At 49.7% G+C, this 12,498-nt stretch carries 5 protein-coding genes; 2 read left to right on the plus strand and 3 right to left on the minus strand.

Annotated features, from left to right (window positions below; all coding sequences use genetic code 11):
* Positions 1 to 16 precede the first annotated feature (16 nt).
* Positions 17 to 2,479 carry a polymorphic toxin type 44 domain-containing protein gene (locus tag ACYU8Y_RS26925; RefSeq protein WP_460941317.1) on the minus strand — a complete coding sequence of 821 codons (2,463 nt, stop codon included), beginning with the start codon at positions 2,477 to 2,479 and terminating at the stop codon, positions 17 to 19.
* A 211-nt stretch (positions 2,480 to 2,690) separates the two neighbouring features.
* On the opposite strand from ACYU8Y_RS26925, the gene ACYU8Y_RS26930 reads away from it, so the two are divergent.
* The gene (locus ACYU8Y_RS26930; RefSeq protein WP_460941318.1) at positions 2,691 to 6,746 is read left to right on the plus strand and encodes a GEVED domain-containing protein; all 4,056 of its coding nucleotides are present in this window, start codon (positions 2,691 to 2,693) and stop codon (positions 6,744 to 6,746) included.
* A 99-nt stretch (positions 6,747 to 6,845) separates the two neighbouring features.
* Positions 6,846 to 9,590, plus strand: coding sequence for a S8/S53 family peptidase (locus ACYU8Y_RS26935; protein WP_460941319.1), 2,745 nt, complete (start codon positions 6,846 to 6,848; stop codon positions 9,588 to 9,590).
* A 79-nt stretch (positions 9,591 to 9,669) separates the two neighbouring features.
* Here ACYU8Y_RS26935 and ACYU8Y_RS26940 read toward each other — a convergent pair whose 3' ends face one another.
* Complete coding sequence (locus tag ACYU8Y_RS26940) at positions 9,670 to 11,274, minus strand: S8 family peptidase (protein WP_460941320.1); 1,605 nt, start codon at positions 11,272 to 11,274, stop codon at positions 9,670 to 9,672.
* Positions 11,275 to 11,361: 87 nt separating this feature from the next.
* A complete protein-coding gene (locus tag ACYU8Y_RS26945; protein ID WP_460941321.1) occupies positions 11,362 to 12,477 on the minus strand; it encodes a DUF3500 domain-containing protein in 1,116 nt (371 codons plus the stop codon).
* Positions 12,478 to 12,498: the final 21 nt, after the last annotated feature.

Consider the following 12,498-nt stretch of genomic DNA (forward strand, 5'->3'; position numbering starts at 1 on the left):
CCTATTAAGCTATAAGCTAATTATTCCCATTATTAACAGCATTCTCGCAGCCATTAAACATCTGATATCCCATTATTATAAATGCTGAATCTTGACTATCATCAAAACATCCGACCACATTCCGAAGATCCACAGGCCCTGAATTAGGTAGCAATTGATATAGGCCAGCACCACACAAAGCAATAGATAAAGGTATACCACTAGCAGCAGCAGCTAACCCAAAATTAATATTACCATAATCATCATTACGCAATATGCCCCCAGCGTAGTTACTAATCGGACCAATTTCTCTTATCGAATATCCATGTCCATCTACCTTCAAATCATAAGTAGCTCCGCCTTTAACATCACGTATAAAATCACCAAGTATCTCACCGGCAATCGCATTAGTTGGATCGTTTGGCCCAGCCCAACCAGGTGATGTAGAATACTTAGCTATAATGTTCGCTGCCTGTTGGCAAAAATGTTCTTTTGTTTGTTTCAATTGCTGATTGAATTTGTCGTTCAAATTCAATCCTGGTAAAATATTAATACCCCCATTGCTACCTCCAGCGACTATATTTCCATTAGCATATGTATACACTGGGGCCTGGTCTCTAACATCAACAATCTCAAGTAGAATACCATTAGAAGGATCGATATAATAATTTTCAACAATAGTGCCGTAGTAACCATTGCCTGCCCCTCCACCGCAGTTATCATCCAGACCAGTTTGATAAACGTTCTGCTCGTCTGTAGCTTGTCGAGTAGAAAAGCCGTTGCTAGAAGACAGAACTTTAGTTGACCAAGACTTAGTACTCTCTACACCCTTCGTGAGTTTTGGATTGGTTTTTAATACTATATCATCGAAGTAAACGGGAGTTGGATCTTGGTTTCGCAAACGGGCCATCACATAACCATCTTGTGGAACACGTAAAACTATACTCAATAATTGCCAATCAGTTCGAGCTTTTTTGGTAATACTTACCTGTTGGCGGTGTATAAACTTCCCAGCTTTGTCATAAAAAGCCAATTCAGCAGTAGCATTAGGCAAGCGATTGCTCAATAGCTCTTTAGCCATAGGTAATATTAAAGCAGCACTCAATCCGATTGTCGGCAAAGTGGAGACTATTCGCCCCTTATCTTGAGCGGTGGTCTGATGCTTAGTCAGTGACATGCCTGCTACAACACCGCCTACGATAGCTGAAGTTAGTTTAGGAGTAATACTTCGTTTTGTTGAAGCAGGCGCGAACGCGTAGACATCTAACAATAAATTATCCCCCTGCTTAACAGGGATTAATTTGCTCGCTAATGTAGCTATACTGCCCAAAGCTTTTCTACTTAGTTTTAGAGATGTTGCACCTGTATGAGCAATTGTTATCGAATTAGTAGGTTCGCTTCCTGGAAAAAAGCGCGCTATTTGCGTGTAGCAATCAGGGTCTACATAGGTTATATGATGATCTGGGCAAACTGCTGTAGTTTTAGGACTACCTGGAATTTCGGTGTTAGTCCCCGCATACTTTACTGAAATAGTTAATGCTAATCCAACATTATACATTTTGGGGACAGGCACATTGAAACCAAATTTATTATATCCTGAGATCCCATAGGCATTGGCTACATCTTGACGACTACGAATAGCCATTACATTAGTAGCTACTAACCAACCATTTACATATACATCAAATTTTATTGATTTGTTAGGCATATTTTGATCCATAATCCAGCCGCCTATACCAGAACAATCGGCAAAGTCTAGACTACCAGCAAAATTTCCACGTGCTGGATTAGTTGGCGTCGTAGGATTGGTGGTTGTAGTATTTGAATGCGGGTCGTTCTCAGCAAAACAAGCTAACTTACTCGCATCATAACCAGTATTAGATAGCCAGTTTCTAGGTTTAAAACCGCTTGTTCCGTTTTGATAAGCAGCATATAAAATACCATTGTAATAATGAGCGTAGATTTGCTCACCAGACCAGTTAAGTAGAAACTGTCCATCTGAAAAAGCGCAATTGCCTGATAGTGGATTAGTCGTTCCCCCTGAGCAGCCATTGACTGTCTTAGGCGATGACATAACATCGGTGCTGGCCCCACGGATACGAACCGCTACTGAATGCCCCTGCCCATTACGCCATGATGCGTTAGCCGGAACACTGTAGCTGAACCCGTGATAACGAGCGGCTGAATTGCCAAACGCCCCGACTAAATCTTGCCGATCCGTATTGGCCTGAGTAGAGCCTACCAGATTACCATCGACATAAATATCTACGGTTACCGTCTGGTTCATATCAGACTGATCCAAAGCCCAACCCGACACAAGCTCACAGTTGGCTATGTCAAGGGCACCGTTTGGATTAAAAATTGAATAAATAGGTCTAGGCAGAATCAATTTCGCTTTCACTTCAGTAAGAGTGAAAGCAAGAGATAGCATCCAACCGCACAAGTAATAATACTTCGTAATAAACAAATTTAGTTTAATTTTATACAAAATTAACTCCATGTTTCTTTTTGTCAAATTTATAGGCATTAAAATTTGACAAAAAGAAACATGATACAAATGTCATCTTAAGCAGATTATCGTTAATCAAAGCACATTAAAAGTGCGTGAAAGGCGTGGCAAAGTCGCCTTCAGACGCAACAGAAAACATTTCTTTTCCGTATTGGATATATATAGTTCATCCTTGAGCCAACTTTGGCTTTAATTCAGTTATATGACTCAATGTTTATGGTCTCGCATAGGCTGGCTAACCGTCTTTTTAGGCATAATAGCCAGTTCAATTTTATCCGCTCAATCATTACCGCAGTACAGCGGTCTCCAGCGGACACAGCAAAAGGAGTTGCAAAAAACGATCGAGCAGGCACAAACCGAAAACTACCGCCAGGCCGTTGCTAAAGCCCAGCAACTTAGTCGGCCCATTCGACAAATTTCGCCTACGGGGCGGGTGGTTATGTTACGGGGCATCAGTCCCACGGGAGAACTCCTCTACGATGCTACCTACAGCACCACCAAGGCCGGTATCAGCACCCATACCAATTCACTTTATGCCGGTGGCAGCCTGGGCGTTTCGCTTTCGGGCAGTACGCTGACGAATAAACTGGCGATGTGGGATGGCGGCAAAGTGCGGGATACACATGTCGAGTTCCGGAATGGAACGGGCAGTCGCGTTGCTCAGATCGACAACTCCGCGACGCTGGTCAGTCACTCCACCCACGTTGCCGGAATCATGATGGCGGCTGGTGTCAATCCTGATGTAAAAGGCATGGCCTTTGGCACCAACCTGCGCGCCTATGATTTCAACAGCGATGTAACGGAGATGAGTGCCGCTGCCGCCAATCTGCTCATCTCAAACCACTCGTATGGCTCCAATGCTGGCTGGGTTTATAACGATACACGCACTACGACAACCAAATGGGAATGGTGGGGCGACACAACTATCAGTAAGACCGAGGATTATAAGTTTGGCTTTTATGATGCCACAACGGTTTCTTGGGACAGGATTGCCCAAAATGCCCCCTACTACCTGATTGTTAAGTCGGGCGGAAACAGCCACGGCTCCGATGGCCCCGGTGCGGGCCAGCCCTATTATCTCGGTTCAAGCAACAGAACCAGTACGATTGCCCGAAAAGATCAGGAGGGCTACGACCAGATCAGCACCTATGGCAACGCTAAAAATATTCTGGCAGTAGGTGCCGTCGGCAACTTGAACTACGGATACAATCAGGCGGGTGACGTGCCGTTAAGCGACTTTACCAGTTGGGGTCCCACGGACGATGGGCGTATCAAACCTGACATTGCCGGTATTGGAGTCGGTATTCTTTCATCGAGTTCAGAGAGCGACAGTGCCTATGTCGTATACGATGGCACGTCGATGTCATCGCCCAATGTGGCGGGTACCCTGCTTCTTTTGCAGGAATTGTATTCGCAACGCAACAGCGGCAAGTTCATGCGGTCATCGACGCTGAAGGGCCTGGCCCTCCACACGGCGGATGAAGCTGGCACTACCCTTGGTCCCGATTACCAGTTTGGCTGGGGCCTATTGAATGCCGAAAAGGCCGGACGAGTCATTCTGAACAGCAATCAGAATCACCTACTCGATGAACGAACCCTCAACCAGGCCGAGACGTATTCTCTGACGGTGGTTGCGTCGGGGCTGGGGCCGCTTGTGTCTACGATTTGCTGGACAGACCCCGCCGGAACCGCGTCTTCGCCATCGACAGCTACCCTGAACGATCGGACACCCAAGCTTGTCAATGATCTGGATATCCGGATCAGCGACGGTCAGGCCACTACGTTGCCCTGGATTCTGGACCCGAATAACCCATCGGCAGCTGCCACGCGGGGCGACAATATCCGCGACAATGTTGAACAGGTTTTAGTAGCCAATCCAATACCGGGAAGATCCTACACGATCACCATTACCAATAAAGGAACATTGAGTGGCGGGAAGCAGGATTATGCCCTGCTGGTGAGCGGTGTTGGGGGCAAAGCGTACTGTGCGTCGGGAGCCACCTCAACAGCCGACACCAAAATCAACCAGATTCAGTTTGGCAGTATCAATCAGGCCGGAGCCAGCGGCTGTACGTCGTACAATGATTTTTCGCAGGCAGTAGCCACCGTGCAGGCAGGCCAGCAGATTCCACTAACGGTCTCTCTGGGCACTTGCGGAGCGGTCAAGAATGTAGTGGTGAAAGCCTTTGCTGACTGGAATCAGAATGGCAGTTTTGACGATGCCGGTGAAACGGTAGCGACCTCGGGGGTGCTGGCCAATTCGGCTCAGTTCATCGCAACCGTCACGGTTCCGGGCACGGTTCAAACGGCCCAGAACATCCGGTTTCGGATCGTGGCCGTAGAAACCAGTGACCCCGCAGTTGTGGTTTCGTGTGGCAGTTATGGCAACGGCGAAACGCAGGATTATGTTTTGAATGTGGTTCAAACAACGAACGATGTGGGGGCTACCGCGCTTGTTTCGCCCGAAGCAAATTTTTGTGGACAAACAGGCACCGATATAACGGTTTCTGTAAAAGTCCACAATTACGGCACTGCCAACCAGACCAATGTACCCGTCAGTGTTAGAATTGCCGACGCCAACAACAACGAGGTAACGACATTGACCGGCACGGTTCCACGAATTGCAGCCTTTCGGGAAAGTGCCATTGCTCTGAAGCTACCGGCCAGCATTTCCCTGGTGGCCGCCCAAACGTATCAGTTCACGGTATCCACGAGTCTCGGCAGCGACCAGAACACGACCAATAACACCATCGTTGTAAGCCGCGCAACGGCCCCTACACCGGCCAATGGCATTTTTTCCGTAACGCGCTGCGGCAGCGATACGGCCATTTCGCTGCGGAACATTGGCGGGGGAACGGCCTTCTGGTATGATGCCCCAACGGGCGGCAATTTGCTGGCGGCCGGCAATCAGATCGGGGTTAAAGCGCTGCCCGCCAGCGGCCAGTTCTACGCTACGCTAAACGATTTCTCAGGATCAATCGGCCCAGTCGACAAAACGGTATTTGGCGGAGGTACCTACGGAACCGGTTTTCAGCCCGCCCCCCTTATTTCAACCCAGGTTCCCTTACTGATCGAAAGTGCCCGTCTGTATATCGGCTCGGCCGGAAGCTTAACCTTTACCGTTCGCAAGTACGATAACACAGCCATATCGAGCGTTACGCTGGATGTTTCACCCACGCGTACGCAGAGCACAACGACATCGACTGGCGGTACGTATCCCGATGACCCCGACGATCAGGGGGCTGTCTATCCCCTGAATTTACGCATTCCGGCAGCGGGCGATTACAAGATTACAATTGATTACGGCGATGGAGCGTCTATTTTCCGTAGTAACGTCGCGGTTGCGGGTTTTCCTTACCAGTTGAAAACGCAGACGGGTCAGCCCATTGTTACCATAAAAGGGTCTTTATTCGACAGTGGTACGTCGACGGATACCTTAAAAACGGCCTGGTATTATTTTTACAACATGCGTGTGCGGGCGCTCGATTGCCCCAGTCCGCAGCGGATCGCGGTCACGCCCACCGCGGGAGCAGGGGCTACGGCCAGTATTACGCCAAATGGGTCAACGAGTATCTGTCAGGGTTCCAGCCTTACACTTCAGGCTAATACCGGGACTGGCTTTTCGTATCAATGGTATCGGAATGGGCAGGCTATTACTGGAGCGACCGCTAGTACGCTGGTAACGGCGACCGCGGGAAGTTACGTGGTTCAGGTAGGCAACAACTGCCTGCCCGTTAGCTCGACGGCCGTTACGGTAACAGTAAGAACGACGCAAACACCGTTTATCACCGCCAATGGCTTTTCGCTCAGTTCTAACGTAACGACCAACATTCAATGGCTGGTCGATGGGGTAGCCATTCCGGGGGCGACGTCCCCCACGTACACGGTCGTAAAAACGGGGCGTTATTCGGTAAAAGGTAGCGTCAATGGCTGCGGGGAGGCTATCTCCGACGAGGTTTATCTAACGATACTGGCCACGGAGCCTACCACGGATGACGGAGAGCTGAATGTTTACCCGAATCCGGCCACGCGACAGGTAACCGTCTCGCTGTCCGCTTCGCTGGCTTTACCCAAATCGCCATCCGTTCGCCTGACGAATCTGAATGGCCAAACGGTACGTACGGGAACCCTTCTGCGGGATGGGAAAAATTATTTAACAACTTTCGATGTGGCCGATTTACCAGGCGGTACGTTTTTTGTGGTTGTAGAAGACGACCGGACGCAGAGCGTCCGGGTAAAACGGATTCGCAAGCAATAATCGTTCACGTATCTGCAACCGCTATATCAGGATATCTTTTCGAGCCAAAACGGGGCACCATGCACCAGGAGATTTTCCTTTGCTGCATGGTGCCTCGTTTTGCTCTTTTATCTGGGTATAAGCGTCCCAATCCATGCCCAGCGGCACGACAAAACCTGGCGAACAGAACTAACTAACCGACACAGCAGCTTACATCGAAGAACCTTCCAGATAGCCCAGGAGAATGGTTGGCCTCTTAGCAAAATTTATTCCAATCACCGAATACTAACGCTTCACGAGGTCGACACGTTTGGCCAGGCTGTTTATTACACGCTTCACAATGCGGAGGCTGCCCGAGGTACTCAAACACAGGCCATGTATGGTACCGGCGCACTCCCCATCGCCTTATCGGGAAATTCGGCAGTGATGGCCGGGAAGTTGGGCCTGTGGGATGGCGGTCGAGCCTTAGAATCGCACTGTGAATTTGCAGGGCTCACAGACGCTACATCCCGAATTCATCAAAAGGACATTACATCACTGAACAACCACACAACGCACCTTGCCGGTACACTCATTGCCAAAGGCATTAACGCGTCAGCAAAGGGAATGGCTTACGGCTCGCAATTGTCGGTCTGGGATTATACCAACGACATAACTGAGCTAGTGACTGCGGCCCCCAATCTTCTCGTTTCCAATCACTCCTACGGCCCGGTGGTTGGTTGGGTGTATAACGAATCGAGGCCCGGCACTAACCCGGATTTGAAATGGGAATGGTGGGGTAATACGGCAATTAGCGCGTCGGAAGATTATTTGTTTGGTTTCTACACAACCAACGCCCGCGACCTGGATCGGATCGCCTACAACAATCCTTTTTTCCTGATGGTCCGCTCGGCCGACAACAAACGAAACGAAACCGGACCACCCGCGGGAACCCCTTATTTCCTCAGAAACACAACCACCCAAAGTACATTACCCCGAAGCCGAAACGATGCTTATGACGTTATTCCGGCCGAAGCCACCGCCAAAAACGTACTTACTGTAGGGGCGGCCAATGTCTCGTTTACCAGCCAGAACAACGCTGTTTTACTCGAATCGACGGCGTTCAGCGGTTGGGGCCCTACCGACGACGGCCGCATAAAACCCGATTTGCTGGGCATTGGCTCGGGCGTTCTGTCGTCCTTAGCCACCAGTGACACCGCCTATGGCACCTACAGCGGTACGTCAATGGCAGCAGCTAATGTTAGCGGGTCGCTTTTTTTACTTCAGGAATTGTATGCCAGTCAACGGGCACCGGGCCTGCCCACAGGGGGGCAATTTATGCGGGCAGCCACGTTGAGAGGGTTAGCCCTGCACACCGCCAATCGAGCCAACCCGCAGGCTGGTCCCGACTATCGGCAAGGGTGGGGGTTGCTGAACACGGAAGCGGCAGCCCGCCTTTTATTGAATGAAAACCAGGCCAACCTGGTTCTGGAAAAAAGTCTGACACCAGGCGGCACCTTCACCCAATCTATTACGGCACAGGGTAATGAACCACTGATCATTACGCTCAGTTGGACAGATCCCGAAGCCGTGGCCACTACCCTAACGGCCAGCTCTGTTAATAGCCGAACGCCGAAGCTCGTCAACGATCTCGACTTACGGCTGAAGACAAACCAACAAACCGAGTTTCCTTTTCTATTAAACCCAGCACAACCGGCCCAGGCAGCGACACGAGGAGACAATTTTCGCGACAATATTGAGCAAATCTATATTGCCAATCCTGTAGCTGGACAGACGTACACGATTGTGGTCTCGCACAAGGGTAAAATGACCTATTCGAGCCAACCGTTTTCTCTCATTGCTAGTGGCTTACAGAGAACAAGCTGTCAAGTAGCGACGTCTATTCTACCAGCACAGGACACAACTATTTGCAGTGGCGCACGTCTTGTGCTTCAGTCCTCTAATAAAACAGCTGGCTTACGGTATCAATGGCTGCGAAATGGCCTTGCCATACCCAACGCACTAACTACCGCTTATTCAGTTACGGAGGCTGGCACTTACCTGCTGCGGGTTACCGATAGCAAAGGCTGTACAGCGACCTCGCTACCTGTACAGGTTCAGGTACGTACCGCAGCGGCTACTATTATCCCGAGTGGCGACCAATGGCTCTGCCAAGATAAGACAGCGATTTCCTTTCAAACGTCAGCCACTTCAGATGGGGCCGTTATCGACTGGCTGCGCAATGGCATCGTCATCGCCCACACAGCCTCAATTTCTACCAGCCAGCCGGGTCGCTATCAGGTTCGGATAACGAACGATGGCTGTCAGACACTTTCAACCGAAACGACGGTGTTGCTCAGTTCTGTCAACAGCCTCACCATCAGCCCGGAAGAAACGGCGTTGACACTGCCTAAAGGTGCTTCAGTAACTCTGAAAGCGCCCATTGATTCGTCTTATCGTTACCAATGGTATCAAAATGCGCAGGCCTTACCGAAAGCAAATGAGTATCAATTCTCAGTGACGCAGCCTGGTATCTATAAATTACAGGTGAAACAGCAGACGTGCGTGGCCTGGTCGACAGATCGAATCGTTGGCTCCACAGCTGTTGTTACAGCACTGTCAGGCGACCCGTCAAATCGGCTGACGGTTTATCCCAATCCAGCGGAACATATCCTTTCCATACGTTATGCCAATCCATTGACAAAACAGGCAACCATCCGCATCACGGACTTACGCGGCACGCTGCAACAACTGCCCCTTGTCGTAAACGTTCAGAATGGGCAGTTGATAGCTGATATAACTGTCCAGGCACTTGCAGCGGGTGTTTACCTTCTCCACCTTGCGGATGGTCATTCAACTGAAACAGTACGGTTTATAAAAAAATAGAACCGGTTCTTGAGAGCATAACTGCGATCAAAAACCGGTTCACCATGATTGTGTATTCAACCAGCGAATACGCTAATGTTTATTTTGCCTTCCCGGCAGCAGCTTCCTGCGTTAACGCCAACTTAACTGCGTCATACAAATTGACAATACCCCCCGTTTTTGACAGCGAAGTAAACGCTACGGTATCGGTCGACTCGGGTTTCGTCACCTTTGTGGTATAGGGCGTTGCCGACTGCAAAATGATGCGCTTTATATCGGCATACGTCAGCTTGGGAAAATACGACTTCAGGACGGCAGCCACACCAGCCACAACGGGCGAAGCCATGCTCGTACCACTATTATTTTCATACTTGCTACCCGGCACAGTCGAATAAATATCTTTACCTGGGGCAAAAACATCGACGTTCTGCTTGCCATAGTTCGAGAAGCTAGCCACCAAGTCCGCCGTGTTGGGCTCGGCGCTAGCCCCGACCGTGATGACGTTCGGAATGGCAGACCCATCGATAAAACGGGGAGCGGGGTAATTGGCAGCGGTATCGATGTCTTTACCGTCGTTACCGGCGGCATGAATCATCAGAACCCCTTTCGAGAGCGCGTATCGCTCAGCCTCTTCAACCGTCTTGCGCTGGGGCGAATAATCTTTGCCAAAGCTCATGTTAATTATCTGCGCACCATTGTCGACGGCATACCGAATGGCATTGGCGACGTCTTTATCGCGCTCATCGCCATCAGGCACCGCCCGAACACCCATAATCTGTACAGCATCGGCAATCCCCATAACGCCCAGGTTATTGGTCCGATCAGCGCCGATAATACCAGCCACGTGCGTACCGTGATCAGGGCGGGGACCTGCAATATCAGGGTTACCATAATCGCGCTGATTCACATCATTCGGATTATCACCTACAATGGAGCGGCTATTAAAGTCCGGGTTATAATTGTATTCAGCGCGGGATTTGAGCTGCTCGTTAGCTTTTTCGAGCTCGCTCATCACCACATCCGTATCAGCCGCTTTTTGTTGACGCAATAAGCGTAAAATACCCGTCACGGGGCGTTTCAGAGACGCGTCGGTGAGTGTGTCAGCCGCTTTGCTAAGCGTGATGGTATCGAGTTTCGAAACATTCAGGGCTTTTTTCAGGCTGGCAACCGCCGTTGAATATTGGGTATAAAACTGGCTGATTCCCTGATACTGCTGCTTGTACTGTGCCTGGTTTTTCTCAACCTCCGCTTTCGTTTTCACATACAGGTCATACTCTTTTTGCTGCTCGGGCTTAAGCGTTTTGCGGTCTTTACCCTCGTAAGTTGGCTTCAACTGGGCATAAAGTCGGGTCACTTCCGCGGTTTCATAATCGACGTTGCGACCGTCTTTTCCACCAATAAAATTCCAGCCATGAATATCATCTACATAGCCATTCTTATCATCGTCTTTGCCATTTCCAGCCACTTCTTTTGGGTTTACCCACAACACCCGACGAAGATCTTCGTGAGTCGTATCGATTCCTCCGTCGATGACGGCAACAATAACTGGTGTTGGTTTACGCCCTTTGAGTAATTCGCTGTAGGTACGCTCAACGCTGATACCGGCTGTATTATCGGTTTTGTCACGCAGATACCACTGCGTTTCCTGCGCCGAGGCTGCTACCGTGAACAGACAGACAGACGCACTAATAAGGAGTTTCTTCATGAATTAAGAACAAAAATTCCTCACAAATTACGAAGAAACTGGCTTAAGTTTAGCTTAAAATTTGTTAAACGAGCCGGGTTTTCTTCTTTAAGGCTTCGCTACGTGGCTGTTTTTGTAATGCTCCCGTAGCAAGTCTTCCCCAAAATCATTTGTCAAATCCCGGACTACGGTATGGATGTGATTGGCGTTGGTCTGCGTATTATCGTACTCAATTAAAAGGGTTGGACCATGAATTCGGTAATACCACCCTTTCCCTTCGCCCAGCTCTGGCGTAAGGTCACCCGCCCACGCAAACCGGAGGCTGTCCAGACCCGATTTTTCCAGTTTGGCCATTTGCTGCTTGGCCAACGTGATGCGGTAGTTGGCCATGTATATTCGCAGCAGATCTAAGAATAGCTTGCGCTGATCGGCATTCATTTCCGATAACATTAATCCATCCATCTTTTCCAGGGATACTTTCCGCTTATTGCTGGTCACGATTTCGGGGTAGGCGACGGCTGCGATAACGGCTTTCTTGCGCTGTTCGGTATCGAGCGTTTTCAACAAAGCAAAGGCTTGTTCGGTCTCTTTCTTTAATATCTGCCGCCCTTTCTGCGGTAAGTCAGCTACGCGTGGATCGCTCATCCGTTTGTCGGCCATGTGCGTATCGTAGGTGAGAATACCCGGATTGCTACCAAAAAACGTAGGTGTCTGCGCCAGTACTTGACCGGTAAGGGATAAAAATTGTAAAGACAAATGATGTCCTTCTATTCGCCAGCTCCACGGATTTTTGTCCGATGGTTCGCCAAAAATGGTGAAGGAGTAATTTTCGGGGTCACGATAGGTATCATTCAGCGGGCGATTGTCAATAACCCGTAGCACGTTTTCCATATCGATAATGGATGTTGCTTTCTCATACCCCTGATCACTCAGCCCCGTTTTGAGCATCGCCATGGCGGCCCGGCGCTGCTCGGGCGTCATTTGTTTCAGCGGTAGTCCTTTGCGTTCCCGGGGAACGTAGTGCCAGTTAAATCGTTCCACATCATCGAGCGGATAGGTAGCCAGCTTTCGCTGATCGGCCGTTAGCGTGCCCATAAATGTGGTAACGGCATCAAGCATTTCATCTTTAATCCGTTGCTGGGCTGGTGTTGGTTTGGGAGCAGGAGCCGTTTGTTGAGCCAGTGCCGGAATAGCCAGTAGCCAGCAGAAAAGTAAGCGTTTCATAAGCAGGAACGTTGATCAGTA

Source organism: Spirosoma humi (assembly GCF_054776575.1).

Coding starts and splice junctions, on each gene's coding strand:
- ACYU8Y_RS26925 (WP_460941317.1), bottom strand. CDS start 2,479: ATGGAGTTAATTTTGTATAAAATTAAACTAAATTTGTTTATTACGAAG.
- ACYU8Y_RS26930 (WP_460941318.1), top strand. CDS start 2,691: ATGACTCAATGTTTATGGTCTCGCATAGGCTGGCTAACCGTCTTTTTA.
- ACYU8Y_RS26940 (WP_460941320.1), bottom strand. CDS start 11,274: ATGAAGAAACTCCTTATTAGTGCGTCTGTCTGTCTGTTCACGGTAGCA.
- ACYU8Y_RS26945 (WP_460941321.1), bottom strand. CDS start 12,477: ATGAAACGCTTACTTTTCTGCTGGCTACTGGCTATTCCGGCACTGGCT.